Source organism: Massilia sp. 2TAF26 (assembly GCF_052115005.1).
Taxonomy (GTDB): Bacteria; Pseudomonadota; Gammaproteobacteria; order Burkholderiales; family Burkholderiaceae_D; genus Telluria.
Genome location: NZ_JBFRFV010000002.1, coordinates 273846 through 294389, shown reverse-complemented (window position 1 = coordinate 294389; position 20544 = coordinate 273846). Strand labels below are relative to the sequence as shown.

The 20544-nt window shown below is 67.5% G+C and carries 14 protein-coding genes; 4 read left to right on the top strand and 10 right to left on the bottom strand.

Annotation, left to right across the window (positions count from 1 at the left end; genetic code table 11):
* Positions 1-124: 124 nt before the first annotated feature.
* Entirely contained in the window at positions 125-1774 is a 1650-nt protein-coding gene (locus tag AB4Z32_RS03375) for a M28 family peptidase (RefSeq protein WP_441934352.1), read from the top strand.
* Positions 1775-1777: 3 nt separating this feature from the next.
* On the opposite strand, the gene AB4Z32_RS03370 is transcribed toward AB4Z32_RS03375, so the two are convergent.
* Positions 1778-2668 carry a LysR family transcriptional regulator gene (locus AB4Z32_RS03370; RefSeq protein WP_441934350.1) on the bottom strand — a complete coding sequence of 297 codons (891 nt, stop codon included), beginning with the start codon at positions 2666-2668 and terminating at the stop codon, positions 1778-1780.
* A 114-nt stretch (positions 2669-2782) separates the two neighbouring features.
* Between AB4Z32_RS03370 and AB4Z32_RS03365 the strand changes: the two genes are divergently transcribed.
* The 3 genes from AB4Z32_RS03365 to AB4Z32_RS03355 all read left to right on the top strand — a co-directional run bounded on the left by AB4Z32_RS03365 (position 2783) and on the right by AB4Z32_RS03355 (position 6562).
* On the top strand, positions 2783-3316 hold the full coding sequence (locus AB4Z32_RS03365) for a 2,4'-dihydroxyacetophenone dioxygenase family protein (RefSeq protein ID WP_441934349.1): 534 nt from the start codon (positions 2783-2785) through the stop codon (positions 3314-3316).
* A 41-nt stretch (positions 3317-3357) separates the two neighbouring features.
* Positions 3358-4701: an MFS transporter gene (locus AB4Z32_RS03360; protein WP_441934347.1), complete on the top strand. Its 1344-nt coding sequence runs from the start codon at positions 3358-3360 to the stop codon at positions 4699-4701.
* A 103-nt stretch (positions 4702-4804) separates the two neighbouring features.
* Complete coding sequence (locus tag AB4Z32_RS03355) at positions 4805-6562, top strand: DUF885 domain-containing protein (RefSeq protein ID WP_441934345.1); 1758 nt, start codon at positions 4805-4807, stop codon at positions 6560-6562.
* Here AB4Z32_RS03355 and AB4Z32_RS03350 read toward each other — a convergent pair.
* From AB4Z32_RS03350 to AB4Z32_RS03310, 9 genes are all read right to left on the bottom strand, one after another.
* Positions 6519-7526, bottom strand: a complete 1008-nt coding sequence (locus AB4Z32_RS03350) for a fatty acid desaturase family protein (protein ID WP_441934343.1) — start codon at positions 7524-7526, stop codon at positions 6519-6521. The genes AB4Z32_RS03355 and AB4Z32_RS03350 overlap by 44 nt on opposite strands.
* 23 nt (positions 7527-7549) lie before the next feature.
* The gene (locus AB4Z32_RS03345) at positions 7550-8062 is read right to left on the bottom strand and encodes a hypothetical protein (protein WP_441934342.1); all 513 of its coding nucleotides are present in this window, start codon (positions 8060-8062) and stop codon (positions 7550-7552) included.
* Positions 8059-8592, bottom strand: a complete 534-nt coding sequence (gene def / locus AB4Z32_RS03340) for a peptide deformylase (protein ID WP_441934340.1) — start codon at positions 8590-8592, stop codon at positions 8059-8061. The genes AB4Z32_RS03345 and def overlap by 4 nt, the downstream gene beginning before the upstream one ends.
* Positions 8589-9464 carry a UTP--glucose-1-phosphate uridylyltransferase GalU gene (gene galU / locus AB4Z32_RS03335; RefSeq protein WP_441934338.1) on the bottom strand — a complete coding sequence of 292 codons (876 nt, stop codon included), beginning with the start codon at positions 9462-9464 and terminating at the stop codon, positions 8589-8591. Before galU ends, def begins: the two co-directional genes overlap by 4 nt.
* A 17-nt stretch (positions 9465-9481) precedes the next feature.
* Positions 9482-11845, bottom strand: coding sequence for an NAD-dependent DNA ligase LigA (gene ligA, locus AB4Z32_RS03330; protein ID WP_441934336.1), 2364 nt, complete (start codon positions 11843-11845; stop codon positions 9482-9484).
* 9 nt (positions 11846-11854) lie between these two features.
* Complete coding sequence (locus AB4Z32_RS03325) at positions 11855-13078, bottom strand: cell division protein ZipA C-terminal FtsZ-binding domain-containing protein (protein ID WP_441934334.1); 1224 nt, start codon at positions 13076-13078, stop codon at positions 11855-11857.
* Positions 13075-16599 carry a chromosome segregation protein SMC gene (gene smc, locus AB4Z32_RS03320; RefSeq protein ID WP_441934332.1) on the bottom strand — a complete coding sequence of 1175 codons (3525 nt, stop codon included), beginning with the start codon at positions 16597-16599 and terminating at the stop codon, positions 13075-13077. Before smc ends, AB4Z32_RS03325 begins: the two co-directional genes overlap by 4 nt.
* Positions 16600-16852: 253 nt before the next feature.
* Positions 16853-17578: a phosphatase PAP2 family protein gene (locus AB4Z32_RS03315; protein WP_441934330.1), complete on the bottom strand. Its 726-nt coding sequence runs from the start codon at positions 17576-17578 to the stop codon at positions 16853-16855.
* A 149-nt stretch (positions 17579-17727) separates the two neighbouring features.
* Positions 17728-20202, bottom strand: coding sequence for a DUF1631 family protein (locus AB4Z32_RS03310; protein ID WP_441934329.1), 2475 nt, complete (start codon positions 20200-20202; stop codon positions 17728-17730).
* Between the last annotated feature and the right edge of the window lie 342 nt (positions 20203-20544).

Here is a 20544-nt window from a genome sequence, read left to right as displayed (position 1 = left end):
ACGGGATCGCCGGACGGAGAATTGTAAAATCGTGACAATATTTTCCTGGCCGATTTAGTCGCCGCCACGCGCCAGGGACTGCTAAGATCCTTGCTTCAGACAAACACGACAACAAGACGTATCCATGCCAGACCGCCGATTCCGCGCCGCCCTGCTGGGCGCCACCCTGATTGCCGCCTTGCCCGCCATCCACGCCGCCGCTCCCGCCGCCGCTCCCGCCGCCGCACCCGCCGTGCTGGAAGCCCCGCTGCGCGCCCACCTGTCCTTCCTCGCCGACGACCTGCTCGAAGGCCGCGGCACCGGCCAGCGCGGCGGCGAACTCACGGTGCGCTACCTGGAAACCCAGGCCGCCGCGATCGGCCTGAAACCGGCCGCCGGCAAGGGCTATCGCCAGAAGGTCGAGCTGGTCGGCCAGAAGACCCGGCCCGGCAGCAGCCTGCGCTTCGAAGCCGGCGGCAAGACCATCGAGGCGGCCTTCGGCCAGGACGCCGTGTACGCCAATGCGAGCGGCCAGGCCGAGACCCGGCTGGACGCGCCCCTGGTCTTCGTCGGCTACGGCATCGACGCGCCCGAGGAACACTGGAACGATTTCGAGGGCGCCGACGTGAAGGGCAAGCTGCTGGTGGCGATGGTGAACGACCCGCAGCCGACCGCCACCGAGCCGCAGCGCTTCGCCGGCAAATCGCTGACCTGGTACGGCCGCTGGACCTATAAATTCGACGAGGCGCTGCGCCAGGGCGCGGCCGGGATCCTGCTGATCCATACGACGGCGTCCGCGTCCTATCCGTGGAGCGTGCCGGCCAACAGCTTCTCGCACGAGCAGTTCCACTTGGCCGGCCCCGGCAACGCGCTGCAGGGCTGGATCAGCGAAGACATGGCGCGCCGCCTGTTCGCGGCCGCCGGCCAGGACCTCGACCAGCTGCGCGCCCGCGCCGAGGTGAAGGGCTTCCGCCCGGTCGAGCTGAAAGCCAGCGCCCACGCCGAGGTGAAGAGCGCGGTACGCCAGGTGGCCGAGTACAACGTGGCGGGCATCGTGCCCGGCACCGATCCCAAGCTGCGCGAGGAAGCGGTCATCTATTCGGCCCACTGGGACCATCTCGGCATCGACGAACAGAACGGCCAGCCGGACCACATCTGGAACGGCGCCATCGACAACGGCTCCGGCACCGCGGCCCTGCTGGCGATGGCCCAGGCGGCGGTGGCCCATCCGGCGCGCCGGACCCAGATCTTCCTGTGGCCCTGCGCCGAGGAGCAGGGGCTGCTGGGCAGCCTGGCCTATACCCGCGCGCCGCTGTGGCCGCTGGCCAGGACCGCCGCCGACCTCAACCTCGACAGCATGAACTTCGTCGGCCCGACCCGCGACATGGGCGTACCCGGCGCCGAGCGCAGCTCCCTGCTCGAGACCTCGCGCCAGGTGGCGAAGGCCATGGGCCTGAGCCTGGCGCCCAGCGTGCCGGACCTGGGCGGCGCCTACTACCGCGCCGACCACTTCATGTTCGCCAGGGCCGGCGTCCCCGCCTTCAACGTCGGCTCGGCCGTGTTCTCCGGCGACGGCAGCTTCGCCTTCGTCCACGATCCGGCGGCCTCCGGCAGCCGCATGCGCGCCTTCACCAAGGACTACCACCAGGTCAGCGACCAGTACGACCCGGGCTGGGACCTGTCGGGCATGGTACAGCAGGCCCAGTTCACCCTGAACCTGGGGTATGCAGTGGCGAATGCGCCGGCGATGCCGGTGTGGCGCGCGGGCGAGGCCTGGGGCAGGGTGAAGCGCTGAATCTCAGTTGCCGAAGCACTCTTCCATGAAGCCGAGGAAGGCCCGCACGCGCGGGCTCAGGTGCTTGCGGCCCTGGTAGACCACATAGAGCGGCTCCTGGGCCGGCGCGCGAAAGGCTTCCAGAACCGGCACCAGCCGGCCGCTCCTCAGGTCATCGCGGATGTGGAACTCGGCCAGACGCACCAGGCCCAGGCCGCTTCTCGCCAGCTCGAGCAGCATGTCGCCGAGGTTCGCTCCCACGTTGCCCTGCGCCGGCACCGCCTTTTCCACGCCGTTCTCGACCAGCGGCCAGGCGTTCCAGTCCGTGCGCTGGGTAAAGTTCAGGCAGTTGTGATGCGCGAGGTCGCCTGGTACCGCCGGCGTGCCGTAACGCGCGAGGTAGCCCGGCGCCGCGCAGATGATCCAGGGGCTGTGCAGCAAGCGCCGCGCCACCAGCGACGAATCGGGCAGCGGTCCGCCCTGGATCGAGACGTCGATCCGGTGCTCGATGAAATCGACTGCCTCGTTTGACAGCACGAATTCGACCCGCAGCCTGGGGTGGCGCGCGAGGAAGTCGCCGATCGCCGGCGCCAACTGATACTTGGCGAAGGTCACCATCGAGTGGACGCGCAAGGTGCCGCTGACCTCGTCGGAGCAGGCCTTCACCGCGTTCTCCGCGCTTGCGAGGGCCGCGAACACGCCCTGCCCTTCCTCGTACAACGCTCGCCCGGCCTCGGTCAGGCTGAGTGCGCGCGAACTGCGCTGCAGCAGGCGTGCATCGAGCCGGGCCTCGAGGCGCGACACCAGCTTGCTTACCGCAGACGGGGTCAGGTCCAGCCGGCGCGCAGCCGCGGAAAAACTGCCGCTGTCGACGGCAGCAAAAAACACTTCCAGCTCACCCAGGGGAATCGGCACTGCTGCTCCATCTGTGAAATTTTGTCAAAGCCCATTGACGATTATCGCATTTACCACGGCCCGTGCGCAGCGCAAGATGCAACCCTCATTCATCGTATCGATAAGAGGTATCACGTGTCCAAATCCCTAGAGCGCACCCATCCCAGCAGCCTGGTCGGCTTTGCCCAGCCAATTCCCCGTTTTGCGATCCAGGACCTGGTCGTACCCGACGCCATTCCGGAAGACGAGCGCGAATGGGTGCCGCAGGCCCCGAACGTCTGGTTCCGCCCACTGATCCTGAATGTCACCCAGGGCTACTTCGTCAACGTGCTGCGGGTGCGCAAGAGCGGCGTGCTGTCGCGCCATCGCCATGACGGCCCGGTTCACGCCGTCGTGCTGAAGGGCCGCTGGTACTACCTGGAACACGACTGGACCGCGATCGAAGGCTCCTACGCCCACGAGATCCCCGGCGAGATCCACACGCTGTACGTGCCGGAAGACGTCACCGAAATGCGCACCCTGTTCCACGTCACCGGCGCCTACACCTACCTCGACGAGGAAGGCCGCCCGGTCGGCTACGAAGACGTGTTCACCAAGCTGGAGGCGGCCATAAAGCACTACGAAGCCGTGGGCCTGGGTACGGACTACGTGAAGAAGTTCATTCGCTGAACGCAGTGCCGGGCGGCGTGCCGCCATGGAGGAGACAAGACATGAATACCGATACCACCCGTTTAGCCGTGCCGCTCCCTCAGGAAGGAGCGGCCGACGAGACCGCGCGCGTCTACCGCAAGATCACCCTGCGCCTGGTTCCCTTCCTTTTCATCTGCTACGTCGCGTCCTACCTGGACCGCATCAACATCGGCTTCGCGCAGCTGCAGATGAAACAGGACCTGGGCTTTTCCGACGCCGTCTACGGCCTGGGCGCAGGAATCTTCTTCTTCGGCTACGCGCTGTTCGAGGTGCCGAGCAACCTGTTACTCGAAAAGTTCGGTGCGCGCAAGACCCTGCTACGCATCATGCTGCTGTGGGGCCTGACCTCGGCCGGCATGATGTTCGTGACGACCCCAACGCAGCTGTACGCCGCCCGCTTCCTGCTCGGCCTGTTCGAAGCCGGCTTCTTCCCCGGCATCATCCTCTACTTCACCTACTGGTATCCCTCGCACATGCGGGCAAGAATCATCGCCCTGTTCATGTCGGGAATGGCGGTGGCGGGCATCATCGGCGGCCCGCTGTCGGGCTGGATCATGAAGGACCTGGCTGGCGTGAACGGCTGGGCGGGCTGGCAGTGGATGTTCCTGCTCGAAGGCATGCCGGCGGTGGCGCTCGGGCTGCTGGTGTGGTTCCTGCTGTGCGACCGCCCTGCAGAAGCGAAATGGCTGTCGGCGCAGGAGAAGGACGTGGTCGAGCGTACCCTGCAGCGGGACCGCCAGGCCCTGGGACCGTCGCGCCACGGCTCCCTCAAAGGCGCGCTGCGCGATCCAAAGATCTACATCCTGGCGTTCGCCTACTTCGCCTTTATCGCCGGCACCTATGTGATCACCTTCTGGCTGCCGACCATCATCAAGGGTTTCGGCCTCGCCGATCCGCTGCGGATCGGCCTCCTCACCGCGATTCCCTACGTGATCGGCGCGATCGGCATGATCGCACTCGGCAAGCATTCGGACCGCACCCGCGAACGCCGCTGGCACTCCGCGTGCGCGGCCTTCCTCGGCGGCGCCGGCCTGGTGGCGGCAAGCCTCCTGACCGGCAACCTGCCGCTGGCCCTGGTCGCCTTGTCCTTCGCTACCATCGGCATCTTCGCCACCATGCCGCTGTTCTGGGCGATGCCGACAGCCTATCTGTCCGGCCCGGCCGCGGCGGGCGGGATTGCGCTGATCAATTCGATCGGCCTTATCGGCGGCTTCGTCAGCCCCTTCGTGATCGGCTGGATGAAAACCGTCACCGGCAGCGTCAACTACGGCCTGTACTTCGTGACGGGACTGATGGTGCTGGGGGCGATCGTGCTGCTGGCGGGCGTTCCGGCGGAGGCGCTGCGCGAGAAACGGACGGGCTGAGTCCTGCCTGATCGCTTGCCGACGGCCCCGCGTGGGGCCGTTTTCGTTTATTCTGCGCCGTGAGCCCAGACTCATCCGATCCGCCGTCCACTCCGGGAAGAACATGACAAGAAAACCGGGCGCCGCCCTTTTCCTGGCGCTGTCGCTGTGTGCCAGCGCCAACGCATCATCCGCCGCCACCACTGCCGACAAACGCTTCCAGTCGATCCATGAGCAGGAATGGCAATGGCGCATCGCCCAGCACCTTGCCGACGACGAGGACCTGCCCCAGGGCAGGCGCCCGGAACTGCCCCACGTCGATGCCGCCACCCAGGAAGAACGGCGCCGCTACTGGGAAGGCGTGCTGAAGCGCCTCGACGCCATCGATCCCGGCACGCTGTCCAAGGCGGAGCGCATCAACTACGCCGTCTACCGCGCCCAGATCCAGGCACTGTACGAAGCCCAGCGCTTCCGCGAATACGAGCAGCCGGTCAACGCCGACAGCTCCTTCTGGACCGACATTACCTATGCCGCACGGCGTCCGTTCAAGTCGGCGCAGGAGTACCGCGACTACATCGCCCAGCTGCGCGACATGCCGCGCTACTTCCGCGAGCAGCTGGCGAACATGCGCGCCGGCCTGGCGCGCGGCTTCACGCCGCCGCGCGTGACCTTGGCCGGACGCGATGCGCCGCTGGCCTCGGTGGCGGAAGCGAAGACACCGCAGGACACGATCTTCTACACGCCGTTCCGCAACATGCCTTCGGCGATCCCGGCGGCCGAACAGGAGCGCCTGCGCGCGGAAGGCGCGGCCGCGATTCGCGACGCCGTGCAGCCGGCCCATGCCGAAGTGCTGGCCTTTGTACGCAGCGAGTACTTCCCGAAAGCGCGCGTCGCCCTGGCCGCGGGCAGCCTGCCGGACGGCCGCGCCTACTATCAATCGAAGATCGTCGAGTACACCACCACCTCGCTGAGTGCCGACGAGATCCACCGGATCGGCCTGGCCGAGATGGCGAAAATCCGCGCCGAGATGCAGGAGACCATGAACCAGGCCGGCTTCAAGGGTGACCTGCCGGCCTTCCTGGCCTTCCTGCGCAGCGATCCGCAGTTCTATGCGAAGACACCCGAAGAACTGCTGATGCGAGCCGCCTGGATCGCCAAGAAGTTCGACGGCAAGGCCGAGCAGTACTTCGGCTACCTGCCGCGCCGCCGCTTCGGCATCAATCCGGTGCCGCCCGACCAGGCGCCCTACTACACCTCGGCGCGCGGCGGTCCCGGCGTCTACCTGGTGAACACCTATAACCTGCCGGCCCGCGCCCTCTACAGCCTGCCGGCCCTGACCCTGCACGAATCGGCGCCCGGCCACGCCTTCCAGATGCCGGTGGCAATGGAACAGCAAGGCGTGCCGCCCTTCCGCAGGGCGTATATCTCGGCCTATGGCGAGGGCTGGGCCCTGTATTCCGAACGCCTCGGCACCGAGATGGGCATCTACGAGACGCCCTATGAAATGTTCGGCATGCTGAGCTACCAGGCCTGGCGCGCGGCGCGCCTGGTGGTCGACACCGGCATCCACGCCCAGGGCTGGACCCGCGAGCAGGCGCAGGCCTATATGCACGACAACACGGCACTGTCCGATCACGAGATCGAGACCGAAGTCGACCGCTACATCTCCTGGCCGGGCCAGGCCCTGTCCTACTACCTGGGCGAGATGGCGATCATGAATGCGCGCAAGAAGGCCGAGGCGGCGCTGGGGCCGAAATTCGACATCCGCGCCTTCCACGACACCGTGCTGCAGCTCGGGTCCGTGCCGCTGCCGGTGCTGGAAGCGCGCATCGATACCTTCATTGCGGAGGGCGGGAAGTCGCCGTATCCGCGCAAGGACTGAACCCTCCTCGACCTGTCATGCGCCTGAGCACCTGCACGTAGCCGCGTTCGAGCGGCGCGCCGGCCTCATAGGCCCCATGCTCGCGCAGCCAGCGATGGAAGCGCGGCAGCTGCCAGGCCGGCACCGCCGGCACCAGATGGTGTTCGAAGTGGTAGTTGACATAGTTCGGCGCCACCGTCAGCCGCTCCCACCACGAAGCCAGCACGGTGCGCGTATTGCGCCAGATGTCGGGCTCGCGGGTGCCCGGCAGCGCGCCATGCTCGGCGGCGTTGCGGATGCGGCTGTACAGCATATAGGTGGTCAGCCAGGCGACTGGCCACAACAGATAGGTCCAGGCCTGCCCGGCGGCGGCGCAGGCGGCGAGCATGAGCGCATTCGCCAGCGCGCAACGCCAGCTGTTGCGCAGCAGCGTACGCGCGCTCAGCACGCGCTTCTCCCCGGCGCCGGCGCGGTAGCTGTAGCCGCTGCGCTGGTCGGCGCTCGCATACAGCAGCATCAGGGCGGCGAAGGCGCGCAGGCCTGAGCGTCCGCTCAGATCGCGCAACAGCTTGCGGCGCAGCGAGGCGGGGCTGACCGGGTAGTGTTCGTAATTCGGCAGGTCGGGATCGCCATCGGTGCCCGCCTGCTGGTGATGGGTGAAGTGGTAGCGGCGGTAGATGCCGAGTTCGACGAACATCGGCGCCGCGCACAGCCACTGGCCGACCCATTCGTTCAGCGCGGCGGTCCTGAACAGCGAACGGTGCGCGGTCTCGTGCATCAGGATGCCGAGACCGAGCTGGCGGCCGCCCAGCACGATCAGCGCGAGCGCCACGGTCAAGGGATTGGGGTGCCACATGACGAGCCCGAAGCAGGCCGCGATCAGGCCCCAGTTGAAGGCCAGCATGCGCCAGCCCGCCAGGTCGGACTTCGCCAGGAAAGGACGGATCTGCTCGCGCGGGAGAGGCTGGGTCCAGTCGAGGCGCATGGCGGCTCCGGTTCGGGGTCGGCTTATTCGAACAGCTTCAGCTTGAGTTGCACCGAAATCCCGCCGTACAAGCGATCCTTGTAGCTCGGGATGATGCCGACATTGACGCCCACCCGCCGGTATTCGTAGGTCAGGGTCGGCACCACGGCCGGGAACCAGCCGCCGTCGCGCATGTGTGGATAGCCGTTGAAGGCGGCGATCGCCGCACCCAGGCGCACCGGGCCGATCGCATAGGGCTGCCAGATCACGCCGGCATAGTTCGAGTATTCGCGGTCGCTGTTGTAGAAGCGGCCGACGGTGGCCGCCATCGTGCCCGAGAAGCGGTACTCGCCGCCGAGGCCCCAGTTGGCGCCGTTCAGGTCCTTGTCGCGGTTGAAGTGCCAGGTGGCGAAGCCGCTGTCGATCCAGAACTCGCTCTTCGGCGCGGCGTCGATCTTCGTGAACAGCTCGTCGGCATGGGCGGCCGGTGCCAGCGCCAGCGCCAGCGCAGCCAGCGCCAGGCAGGCTGCCGCGGTCTTAGGGAAAAACGTGTTCAATCGTCTGCTTTCGGATCGAGATCGGGGAACATCACTTCGGTGAAGCCGAAGCGGGAAAAGTCCTTGATGCGCATCGGGTAGAGGATGCCCAGCAGGTGGTCGACCTCGTGCTGCACCACGCGCGCATGGAAACCGTCGACCTCACGACTGATATGTTTTCCATATTGATCGAAGCCTTCGTAATGCAAACGCGTATGACGGGGCACGCTGCCGCGCAGGCCCGGCACCGACAGGCAGCCTTCGAAGCCCTCTTCCATCTCGCTTGATAACGGGGTCAGGACCGGATTGATCAGCACCGTCTCCGGCACCGCGGGGGCGTCCGGATAGCGCTGGTTCTGGCCAAAGCCGAAGATCACCAGCTGCAGGTTGACGCCGATCTGCGGCGCGGCCAGGCCGGCGCCGTCGACCGCGTGCATGGTCTCGAACATGTCGGCAACCAGCGCGTGCAGCCCGGGCGTGTCGAACTCCTTCACCGGTTCGGCCAGGCGCAGCAGGCGTGGATCGCCCATCTTCAGAATCTCGCGGATCATTTCAGCTCCTTCAGGAACTCGGCGAAACCGGCCGCCGTTTCCGGATGCTTCAGGCCCATCGCCGCGGTCGCCTTCAGGTAACCGAGCTTGGAACCGCAATCATAGCGCTGTCCGGCATAGCGGTAGGCCAGCACGCGCTCGTCGGCCATCAGCGAGGCGATACCGTCGGTGAGCTGGATTTCGCCGCCGGCGCCGGCGCCGATCCTGGCGAGGTGTCCGAAGATCGAGCCGGACAGCACGTAGCGGCCGACCACCGCCAGGGTCGACGGCGCCTCGTCCGGCTGCGGCTTCTCGACGATGCCCGACACCAGCTCCAGGTCCGGGCGGTAGGCGCTGGCGCTGACGATGCCGTACTGGCGGGTGTTCGCGCGCGGGACGTCCTGCACCGCCAGCACGCTGCATTTCTCGTAGTCGTAGAGGTCGGTCATCTGGGCCAGCACCGGCTTGTGGCCGGGCGCGCTGTCCATGAAGTCGTCGGCCAGCAGCACTGCGAACGGTTCGTTGCCGACCACCGGCCGGGCGCACAGCACGGCGTGGCCCAGGCCCAGCGGCTCGGACTGGCGGATGTAGATGCAGTTGACGTTCTTCGGGATCACGCCGCGCACCAGCTTCAGCAGCTCTTCCTTGCCATGGGCCTCCAGCTCGGCCTCGAGTTCGTAGGCCTTGTCGAAGTGGTCTTCGATGGCGCGCTTATTGCGGCCGGTGATGAAGATCAGCTCGGTGACGCCGGCGGCGACCGCCTCCTCGACCGCGTACTGGATCAGCGGCTTGTCGACAATCGGCAGCATTTCCTTCGGCTGCGCCTTGGTGGCCGGCAGGAAGCGGCTGCCGAGGCCGGCCACCGGGAATACGGCCTTCTTGATTGCACTCATTCTGCCTCCGTCAGGGTTCATTTGGGCAGCAGCGCCAGCAAGCCTGCCTCGTCCAGCACGGTCACGCCCAGGCTCTCGGCCTTTTCCAGCTTGCTGCCCGCCTCAAGCCCCGCCACCACATAGGAAGTCTTCTTCGACACCGAGCCGGACACCTTGCCGCCGGCCGCCTCGATCAGGGCGCCGGCCTGGTCGCGCGACATGGTCGGCAGCGTTCCGGTCAGCACGAAGGTCTTGCCGGCCAGCGGGCCTTCCTCGCCCGCCGGCGCCTGTTCCGGCAAGTGCGCCAGCAGCTCGCGTCGCAGGTCGGCGAGCTTCTGCACGGTCTCGCGGTGGCCGTCCGCAGCCATCCACTCTTCCAGCGACTCCGCGACCGTCGACGGCAGGCCGAACACGCTGAAGATCTTCAGGTGGGCCAGCTCGTCGAGCGTGCGGCCGTCCGCCAGCAGCTGCCTTGCGCGCGGCTCGGTCAGTTTCGGGATGCCCAGCGCGGCCAGCAGCTGCACCTCGTCGAGGCGCTCGCGCAGCTGGGCCCTGGGCGCATGTTCGCCCTGCGGTTCGACCCCGGCGGCCAGCAGCGCATCCAGCGCGGCCTGGTTCTTCGGTTCGGCAAAGAATTCGGCAATCGCCTCGGCCACGGTGCCGCCGATGTCGGGCAGGACGCGCAGCAGCGCGGCCGGGGCGCGTCGCACCAGCGCCAGGCTGCCCAGCCAGTCGGCCAGGGTCTTGCCGGTCGATTCGCCCACGTGGCGGATGCCGAGCGCGAACAGCAGGCGCTCCAGCGGCGGGCGCCTGCTGGCGGCGATCGCGGCCAGCAGGTTGTCGGCCCACTTGGTCGCCACCTTGCCCTGCTTGAGCGCGGGCTTGTCCGATTCGGGCGTGCTGCCGTCGCGCTCGTCGGCCAGGCGTTTCATGGCCAGCAGGTCGTCCAGGGTCAGGCGGTAGAGGTCGGCCACGCCGTGGATCAGGTTGCACTCGACCAGGCTGTCGATGTAGCGGTCGCCCAGGCCTTCGATGTCCATCATGCGGCGGCCGGCGAAGTGGCGGATCGCTTCCTTGCGCTGGGCCGCGCAGGTCAGGCCGCCGGAGCAGCGCGCCACCGCCTCGCCCTCTTCGCGCACCACGTGGGAGCCGCACACCGGGCAGGTCTTCGGCAGCTCGTAGACGGCCGGCGCGGGCTGCGGACGGCGCTCCAGCACCACCGCCAGCACCTCGGGGATGACGTCGCCGGCGCGCCGCACGATTACGGTGTCGCCGATGCGCACGTCCTTGCGGCGCACTTCATCCTCGTTATGCAGGGTGGCGTTGGTGACGGTCACGCCGCCGACCGACACCGGCGTCAGGCGCGCCACCGGTGTGATGGCGCCGGTACGGCCCACCTGCACGTCGATCGCCTGGACCGTGGTCAGCGCTTCCTCGGCCGGGAATTTGTGGGCCAGCGCGAACCGCGGGGCGCGCGAGACGAAGCCGAGCCGCGCCTGGTCGGCGATGCGGTCGACCTTGTAGACCACGCCGTCGATCTCGTAAGGCAGGGACTTGCGCTTCTCGCCGATCGAGCCGAAGTAGTCGAGGATGCCTTCGCAGCCCTGCACCACCGCGCGCTCCTTCGACACCGGCAGGCCGAGGCGTTCGAACCAGTCCAGCACAGCGGAGTGCGATTGCGGCATCGCCGCGCCTTCGAGCACGCCGATACCGTAGGCGAAGAAGCGCAGTTTGCGCTGGGCCGTGATGCGGGCGTCGAGCTGGCGCAGGCTGCCGGCGGCGGCGTTGCGCGGATTCGCGAATTCCTTCTGCCCAAGCTCGCGCTGGCGCTGGTTCAGGCGCTCGAAGTCCTGCTTGAACATCAGGACTTCGCCGCGCACTTCCAGCACCTCGGGAATATCCTCACCCTGCAGGCGCAGCGGGATCACCTTGATGGTGCGGATATTGGCGCTGACGTCCTCGCCGGTATAGCCGTCGCCACGGGTGGCGGCCTGCACGAACACGCCGTTCTCGTAGCGCAGGCTGATCGCCAGGCCATCGAACTTGAGCTCGGCCGCATACGCGACCCGGGCGCCGTTCGGCAGGTCCAAGCCTTCGCGCACGCGGCGGTCGAAGTTGTCGATGTCCTCGCTTGAAAAGCCGTTGTTCAGCGACAGCATCGGCATCGCGTGCGTCACCTGGCTGAATTCCGGGATCGGCGCACCGCCCACGCGCGAGGTCGGCGTGTCGTTGGACACCGCTTCCGGATGCGCCGCCTCCAGTTCCTGCAGTTCGCGGAACAGCTTGTCGTACTCGGCGTCGGGAATGGTGGGCGCGTCGAGCACGTGGTAGTTATAGATGTGGTGGTTCAGCTCCTTGACCAGCCACGCCATCCGCTCGAGGTAGTTCTGCTGCTCGCTCATGAAAAAGCCTCAGCTGAACAGGCGCAGCGCGCGGGTCGAGCCGGCCGGGATGTCGGCCGCTTCCATCTCCTGGTAGAACTCGCCGACCTGGCCGGCGATCTCGCCCAGTGCCGCATCGAGCAGCGGCTGGTCGAAGTCGTCGACGATGGCGGCGTCCAGGCGCAGCTCCAGCGACTTGGCGCAGGCGACCATCTTGCCGAAGCCGTCGCGGGCCGGGGCCACGCAGGGCACGTCGAGCAGCAGGGTCAGGCGCGAAGTCGTATCGGCGCCCAGGTTGACGTTGGTCGACAGGGTGAACAGGACCCCGCCCGCAGTCCCCTCTTCCTTGTCGGGCATCGCGAAGCGGCCGTCCGGACGCACGTCGAAGCCCTGGCTCTCGAGCGCGCCGATCAGGGTCGACATCGCCCACGGCGCGCCCTTCGAGGCCAGGTTCACGCCCAGCTGGGCATCGTGGCCGGCGACGAAGCGGTGCAGGTTCTTCGCTTCGCTCATCACCTCGATCATGTCCGGCACTTCCGGCTCGGCGCCAATCTCGTCGGCCACCGCGCGCAGGCGCGTGACCATCTCCGAGTATTCGAGTTCGTTCAGCGAGGTGGTGCGGGTGGCCAGCTGGACGCCGGCCTGCAGCTTGGTGTAGACGCCGCCATGCACGATCGGCTCCCAGTCGCCGTTCACGGCCAGGCCGACGAAGTGGACCGGCTTGTTGCCGACGCGGCGCAGCTTCAGCAGCGCGGGCAGGATCTTGTCGCCGCGCAGGGCGCCTTCGGTGTTCAGCGGGATCAGGCAGTCGATCAGCGGGTCGACCAGGTTCTCGGCCAGCTGGGCCGGCGGCGTGTCCGGCTTGGCGCCCGGCAGCCCGGCGAGCGGATCGAGGGTGGCGCCGGCAGACGGTCCGGCCGAGGCAGCGGCGCCAGCGCCGGCGGCGCCGTGCTGGGATTCGCGCACCGAAGGTTCGGCAAGCGCATCGGCCCCGGCCAGCTCGGCAAACGGCGCGTCCACGTTGGCATCCAGGACCGGCTCGTGGCGGTCGACGGCGCCGGTCTCGCCCAGCACCGGCTCGGCGGCGCCGCGTTCGGGCACCGCCCCGCCCTTCATCAGGACGTCGTCATGGTCGGAGGCGAAGGCGCGCTCGACGCTCTTCCTCGCCTTGTACTCCTGCCACTTGTTGTAACCGAAGACGCCGGCCACGAACACGCCGCCCGCGGCAACCAGGCTCATCTCTAAATCTGTCATGCTGCTTGTGCCTCTTGTGCAAAATTCGCGGCGGACTCCATGTCCACCGCCACGATGCGCGATACGCCCTGCTCCTGCATCGTCACACCGATCAGTTGGTTGGCCATCTCCATCGCGATCTTGTTGTGCGAGATGAAGAGGAATTGGGTATGGTCGGACATCCGCTTGACCATGCGGCAGAAGCGCTCGGTATTGGCGTCGTCCAGGGGCGCGTCCACTTCGTCGAGCAGGCAGAACGGCGCGGGATTCAAACGGAACATCGAGAACACCAGGGCCGTCGCCGTCAGCGCCTTTTCGCCGCCCGACAGCAGGTGGATGGTGGCGTTCTTCTTGCCCGGCGGCTGGGCCATCACCTGCACGCCGGCATCGAGGATTTCCTCGCCGGTCATCATCAGCTTGGCGGTGCCGCCGCCGAACAGGATCGGGAACAGCTCCGAGAAGTTGGCGTTGACGCGGTCGAACGTATCCTGCAGCAGGTCGCGCGACTCGCGGTCGATGCGTGCGATCGCCCCCTCCAGCGTGGCGATCGCTTCCTGCAGGTCGGCATTCTGGGAATCGAGGAAGCGCTTGCGCTCGGTGGCCTGGGCCAGTTCCTCGACCGCCGCCAGGTTCACCGCGCCGAGCGCCGTGATCGCATTGGTCAGGCGCGTCACCTCGCCCTGCAGGTATTGCGGCTTCATGTCGGGCTGCAGCTTCTGCGACAGCTCGGCCTCGTCGGCGCCGGTCGCGCCCAGGGCTTCCGCGAACTGTTCCTGGTTCAGGCGCGCGGCCTGTTCCTTCAGCTGCATCTCGGTGATGCGCTCGCGCTGCGGCTGCAGGCTGCGTTCGGCCGCCATGCGCGCTTCCTCGGCCGCGCGCAACTGCTGCGTGAGCTGGTCGAGTTCGTGGCGGGCGTCGGCCAGCGCCTGTTCCTGGGCGGTGCGGCGCGCCAGCAATTCCTGCAGGCCTTCGGCCGCGGTGCCGGACTCCAGCGCCTCGAGCTCCATCTTGCCGGAGCCTATGCTTTCCAGGACCTGTTCGGCCTGCTGGTTGGCGGTGGCGATGGTGCGGCGCAGTTCCTCGATGCGGGTGCGCTGGGTCTTCTCGGCGAACACCGCTTCCTGGGCCGCGCGTTCCAGCTCGCGCAGCTTGTCGCGCGCTTCGTTCAAGGCGCGCTCCTTGTCCAGGAAGGCGGTCTGGCCGTCTTCGTGCGCGCCCTGCAGCTCGGCCAGTTCCATGTCGAGCTCTTCGAACTCGGCCTCGGCCTCCATCTTTATCTGGCGCTGTTCGGCTTCCTGGGCCGCGATCTCGTCGAGATCGGCGGAAATCTGGCCGCTGCGCTGGTTGAAGCGGGCCTCGACCTCGGCCTGCTTCACGACCTCGATCTGCAGCGCGTGCACTTCCCTCTGCAGGGTCGCGACCTTCTGGCGGCCGTCCTGCAACCGGCGTTGCAGCTCGCTCACCGCGGCGTCGGCGCGGGTGGAACGGGTGCGCGCTTCGTCCAGCAACAGGGCCTGGGCGCGCAGCTGCTTGGTGATGTTGTCGATCTCGTGCTGGCGCGCGAGGACGCCATCCTGCTCGGCGTCGGCGGCATAGAAGCGCACGCTGGAGCGGCTGACGATGTGGCCGTGCGGCGTGACGAAGCAGCCGCCTTCCGGCAGGCGCTCGCGCTGGGCCAGGGCGGCGCCCGGATCGTCGGCCGCGTAGACGTCGTGCAGCCAGTCGTCGAGCAGGCCGCGCAGGCCCGGATCGTTCAGCTTCAGCAGGCTGGCAAAGGGTTTCAGGCCGTGGTGGTCGTGTGGAGCGGCAGCGCCGCTCGATGGCGTGTACAGCGCCATGCGGGCCGGCGGGGCATCGCCGAAGAAGCCGCGCGCCCAGTCGAGGTTCGAGATCTCCAGTGCGCCGGTACGCTCGCGCAGCACGGATTCCAGCGCGGTCTCCCAGCCGGTCTCGATGTCGAGCTTCTGCCACAGGCGCGGCAGCTTGTCGAGTTCGTGCTTCTGCAGCCAGGGCTGGACCTTGCCCTGGGTCTGGACCCGCTCCTGCAGCTGGCGCAGGGCCGACAGGCGCGCTTCCAGCTTGGCATTGGCGGCACTCTCCTGCTGGACCTGGGCGTGGGCGTCGCGGCGTTCCTGCTCGCTCGATTCCTGGCGGCTGGCGGCTTCTTCCAACAACAGGTTCTGCTCTTCCAGTTGCAGCTGCTTTTCTTCCAGCTGCATGCGCAGGTTGTCGAGCTGGCCGGCATCCGGCAGGTTCAGGTTGCCGCGCTCCTGCTGCAGGCGCTCGCGGCGCGTGCCGAGTGTCGCGAGGATGTTGGAGGCATTGCGCTGGTGGGCCGACGACAGCTCGATGCGCTGCTGCACCTGCATGATGCGGGCCCGCGATTCAGTGGACTTCTCCTGGGCCGCGCGCCAGGCGGCGTCCAGCTCCGGCAGGCGCTCGTTCTGGGCCTCGACGGCGATCTGCGCACCTTCGACACGCGCCGCCAGTTCTTCGAGGCGGTACTCCGCTTCCTCGATCTGCTCCTGGGTATCGCGCGCCTGGTTCAGCCATTGTTCGCGCTGGGCGGTGAGCGTGCCGATCTGGTTCTGCAGGCGGGTGCGCGACTCGACCACGAACTTGATCTGCGCCTCCAGGCTGCCGATCTCGGAATTGGTCTGGTACAGCTCACCCTGGGCCGCGTGCAGGCGGTCGCCGGTGGCGTAATGGGCCTGGCGCATGCGTTCGAGTTCCAGCTCGAGGTGGCGCATCTTCGCGTTCTGCTCTTCGAGGCCGGTCTGGGCCTGTTCCATCTCGAGGAACCAGCGCGTCTGTTCGGCCTTGGCCTCGTTCTTGCGCAGCAGCCAGAGCAGCTTCTGCTTTTCTTCCTGGTCGGCCTGCAGTTGGTGGAAGCGGTTCGCTACCGCCGCCTGGGCTTCGAGCTTTTCCAGGTTGGCGTTCAGCTCGCGCAGGATGTCCTCGACGCGGGTCAGGTTCTCGCGGGTATCCGACAGGCGGTTCTCGGCCTCGCGGCGCCGCTCCTTGTACTTGGAGACCCCGGCCGCCTCTTCCAGGAACACGCGCAGCTCTTCGGGGCGCGACTCGATGATCCGCGAGATCATGCCCTGGCCGATGATGGCGTAGGCGCGCGGTCCGAGGCCGGTGCCGAGAAAGATGTCCTGGATGTCGCGCCGGCGTACCGGCTGGCCGTTGATGTAATAGGTCGAGGTGCCGTCGCGCGTCAGGGTGCGCTTGACGGCGATCTCGGCATACTGCCCCCACTGCCCGGCCGCCTTGCCGTCGCTGTTGTCGAACACCAGCTCGACCGAGGCGCGCCCGGCCGGCTTGCGATAGGTGGAGCCGTTGAAGATCACGTCCTGCATCGACTCGCCACGCAGCTCGGAGGCTTTCGATTCGCCCAGCACCCAGCGTACGGCGTCGATGATGTTCGACTTGCCGCATCCGTTCGGGCCGACCACGCCGACCAGCTGCCCCGGCACCTGGAAATTGGTGGGATCGACGAAAGACTTAAATCCCGACAATTTGATGGAGGATAGACGCACGTTTGCTCAGGGTGGAGTGGGAGCTGTGAAAAACCGCATCATACCATCTGTTCCTTGCTTTACGGCCAAGATTTGGCGTCGCTTTCCGCTCTCGGCGCCCGCGACGGCCCGATTGCTTCCTTTGTTACGCGACCTTCGATCGTCCCTGGCGTGCCTCCCAAGCCGCCCATCACCGTTCGAGCAAGGAAAATTGCCAGGACGTGGCATTTTTCAATGCCAGTCCAATTTCTCAGGATTGCCGAACGCCCCTGAGTCAGGTACAGAGGACGCCGAAGCGGCGCTTCTCCGGCGCGCACGGCGGCACGTAGGGTCCCAGGGCCGGCTGCCAGCCGTTGCGCAGCCAGACGCGGTCGCTGCCGGACAGCTTGAGGGCGGCAGCCGTCAGCCATTGGTGGGAATTGATCGGGTCGGCGCGCGGCAGCAGCAGGGTCGCCGCCAGCAGACCAAGCAGCAGCGGCTGGGGCTTGCTGTCGCCGGCGCTGCGGGTGTGAGCGATAAAGAGGCCGGCGCAGGCCAGGCCCAGCATGCAGCCGGACACCGCTTCGCTGGCCGAGTGGGCGCCGACCTTGACGCGGGCCGCCGCTACCGCTAGCGCGAGCACGACGCCGGCAAGCACCGCAGCGCGCAACCAGCCGCCTGTGCGCCGGTCCCGGCCACCCGGCCGGGATTCCGTGCGCCGGTCCTCGCGCCTGAAGCCGCGCCTTTCCATCAGCAGGAACAGCGCGACCGGAAAGACGGCAGCGGCGCGCGTCGCATGGCCGGAAAAGCCGGTGAATTCCAGGTCGCGCACGCCGATACCCCAGCCGAGGAAGGCCACCTGGCTGGCCACCGCGATGAACACCGCCCCGCCGAACAGCAGGCACCACGCCAGCGCCAGCCGCCAGCAGCGCGCCCCGACCAGCCAGGCGGCGATGGCGACCGCGAGCAATGCGGTGACGTTCAGGCCGCCGAGGGCGGATAGGTGGTACCACCAGATCATGGCTAGTCGAGGATGTGGATGGGTCGGCTCGACTATAGCGCAGGATGCGCGGACGGGAGAACACGCAGTCGCCCGGCGCCGTGTCAACGTCATGACGGCGAACGCGGGAATGACGGTTCTGGGGCTAGGGACTCAGGCGGCCGCCACCGTCATGCCCGGCACTGCCGGACATGGCTCGAAGTATCATTGACCGCCCCAGCCTGCATCGCCGCCGACAGCACCTGCCCCACCACCCCATCGATGGCCAGCACGCGCGCCGTGCCCGCATGCAGCAGTTCGGCAAACTTTTCGGCCGACAGCGAGAAGGCCTCGCGCCGCCCGGCCCCGGAAAAGATGAACAGCGTGCGCAGTGGGCTGACCCAGGCCAGCTTGACCTTGCGCGCCCCTTCCGCCGTGCGGAATTCGAACCACATGCCGCGCTCCAGGCCGTCCACCGGCGAGATCATCTGCTGGCGCGCCTCTTCCTGTTCGGCGGCCAGCTGCTCCAGTTCGACCCGCCGCAGCGCGTCCTGCTGGGCCGCCTCGACGGCCAGTTCCAGCTGGCGTTCCGGCGACAGTTCGATCGGCGCCCGCACGATCGAGGCATGGCATTCGGCCAGGCGGGCGAAGAATTGCAGGCGCTCGGCGTCCTGCCACTTGATCGCATCGAGCCATTTGTTCAGCGTCGACAGCAGGCGCGGCAGCTTGCCGATCAGGGCCTTGCGCTGTTCCTGGGTCTGCTTCGGCTTGACGCTCCAGATCAGGTCGTCCATCGCGCGGGTGGCATTGCCGACCGCGCCCGGCTTGTCTGCCTCGATGCTGTAGGCGAAGGTCATGACCGTGGTCCAGCGCTCTTCGAGGAAACCGCTGACCACCTGTTCGACGTCGCCGGCTTTTACGCGCAAGGCGACGGTGTCGCGCGCGGCGCGGCTCGCGACCTGCAGCTTTTCCTGTTTCAGGGCGCCGGCCACCGGACCGGCCATCGCCCGCTGCTGGGCGTCCTCCTCGGCGGCGATGCCCGCCTCGAGTTCGGCCACGGCTTCGGCGAAGGCGTCAAGACCCGCTTCGCCGGCCCCGCCGACCCGCTCGACGCTGCGCCGCATCACCTGGAACAGCGGATCGTCCGCGTCCTTGCGCTGTTCCCAGCCCATGCGCGACAGCAGGTCGACCAGGCGCCGCGCCGGATGCGCTTCCTCGAAGAAGAAGTTCTTGTCCAGCAGGGCCGCCTTCAGCACCGGTACCTGCAACAGCTGCAGCAGCTCGCGGGTTTGGGACGGGATGCTGTCGTCCAGCAGCACGGTCTCGAACACGCGCGACAGCAGGCCGAGGGTGCTTTCGTCGCCGCGCGACAGGCTGCCCTTCGGCAGGCTCTGTGCGAAGCGCGGCAGGTAGAACACATTGTGCGGCAACGTGCCGGCCACGGCCGGGACCATGCCTGCGGGCGGCGCCTGCCCCTGGACCTGGGCCTGCAGGGTCGGCTCGACGCGCGCCAGCAGTTCCAGCAGCGGCGCGACCTGGCCCGGGACCAGGATGGCGCCGTCCTGCGGCATGCCGGAAACGCGCGGCAGCCCGGCGATCGGTGCCAGGCCGGCAGAGACCGGGACGGCGCCGGCGGCTTGCGCGCCAAAGGAAGCGGCCGCGCCTGCGAAGGAAGCATCGCCGCCGCTCACTGCCACGCTCACCGGCTGTACACCCGGGCTTGCGCCCTGATGCGCCGCGGCCGCAAAGCCCGGCGCCGGCCTCGCCTCGCCCTTCTCTTCCGACGCCTGGGCCTGAGCGAAGCCGGCCGCCGCGCTGGGCCGCCAGCCGCCGGTCCCCGCCGGCATCTCGGGCAGATCGGGAATCAGCGGCACCGCCGGCAGGCCGTCGCCATCGTCGCCGAACAGCTTGCGCAGCTGCTCGGCCAGCGCCGCCTTGCCGCTGGCGCGCGCCGCACGGGCAGCCGCCGCGTCGTCGGTCTTCTGGATGCGGTAAGCCTCGACCGAGCCGGGCTGGCCGTCCTTGCGGGTAAGGGCCTCGACCAGGGCTTCGTAGAGGGGCGCGAAATCGAAGACCAGTTCGGGCCGCAGCAGGCCCCGGATCAGGTCGTGGCACTCTTCTTCCGGCTCGAACTCGCGCCAGGCTTCTTCCAGCGCCTTCAGGAAGACTTCCGGGCGGAAGGGATTGGCGTCGGCGCGCAGCACGCCCTTGCCCAGCAAGAGGCCGAGGCGGACCGAGAGGGTCGCCAGCTGCTCGGAATGGGCGATGTCGAAGGGACGGGTGATGGCACCGAAAGCGACCTTGCCGTCCATGACCTCGAGCGGCACCAGGCTGAGTGTGGCGGGAGCGGCCTTGCCGGCGGCATGCTGGGGCCGCAGGCGCTCGAGTTCCTGGCGCAGGGCGAGTTCGATGCCGGTGCTGGCCAGGTGGAAGAAGGCGTAGCTGTTTTCCTTGAGCAGCTTGCCGGAGCGTACGCGCCGGTAGACTTCGCGCGTGTCCAGGCCGGGCTGGTCGACGTCCGCCAGGGCCGCGCCGAAGCGGCCTATCATCGGCGTAAGCTGCTCCTTGAGCTGGCCGGCTGCGATACCGACGAGCGACTCCAGCACCGCCTGCTGCTGGGAGGCGGCCTGACGCGCTGCCGGACTCTGGACTCGGCTGGATGACATGGTGGATGGTGGCTGCTGTGGCTTGCTTCCTGCTATTGTGGCACATAATTTCCACATAGCAACCACATTCTGCAGCTCGTGGCGCCGGCGGCGCTTCACAAGAGCCGCCGCCGATGCAAGCCGGCAGGCATGCCAACAAAAACAAACATGCTACTGTCGAGCTAACTCAGCATTAGAAAATTGGCACTTAACGATAAGGAAAGCAATTTTCTGGAATAAATTTCGCTCCAGGGCAGGAATTATTGGAAGTTTATTCTTTATCGATAGGTCTAATTCCTACAAGACCACACGACGTGATCCGATACCACATCTACTGCCGGGCTCGCATTATTGCATGACCGG

Bases quoted from the DNA above. Each gene is read 5' to 3' on its own strand.
- ligA (WP_441934336.1), bottom strand. From the start codon at position 11,845: ATGAGCGAGCAGCAGAACTACCTCGAGCGGATGGCGTGGCTGGTCAAG.
- AB4Z32_RS03315 (WP_441934330.1), bottom strand. From the start codon at position 17,578: ATGATCTGGTGGTACCACCTATCCGCCCTCGGCGGCCTGAACGTCACC.
- AB4Z32_RS03325 (WP_441934334.1), bottom strand. From the start codon at position 13,078: ATGACAGATTTAGAGATGAGCCTGGTTGCCGCGGGCGGCGTGTTCGTG.
- AB4Z32_RS03310 (WP_441934329.1), bottom strand. From the start codon at position 20,202: ATGTCATCCAGCCGAGTCCAGAGTCCGGCAGCGCGTCAGGCCGCCTCC.
- AB4Z32_RS03350 (WP_441934343.1), bottom strand. From the start codon at position 7,526: ATGCGCCTCGACTGGACCCAGCCTCTCCCGCGCGAGCAGATCCGTCCT.
- def (WP_441934340.1), bottom strand. From the start codon at position 8,592: ATGATCCGCGAGATTCTGAAGATGGGCGATCCACGCCTGCTGCGCCTG.
- galU (WP_441934338.1), bottom strand. From the start codon at position 9,464: ATGAGTGCAATCAAGAAGGCCGTATTCCCGGTGGCCGGCCTCGGCAGC.
- AB4Z32_RS03375 (WP_441934352.1), top strand. From the start codon at position 125: ATGCCAGACCGCCGATTCCGCGCCGCCCTGCTGGGCGCCACCCTGATT.
- AB4Z32_RS03355 (WP_441934345.1), top strand. From the start codon at position 4,805: ATGACAAGAAAACCGGGCGCCGCCCTTTTCCTGGCGCTGTCGCTGTGT.
- AB4Z32_RS03360 (WP_441934347.1), top strand. From the start codon at position 3,358: ATGAATACCGATACCACCCGTTTAGCCGTGCCGCTCCCTCAGGAAGGA.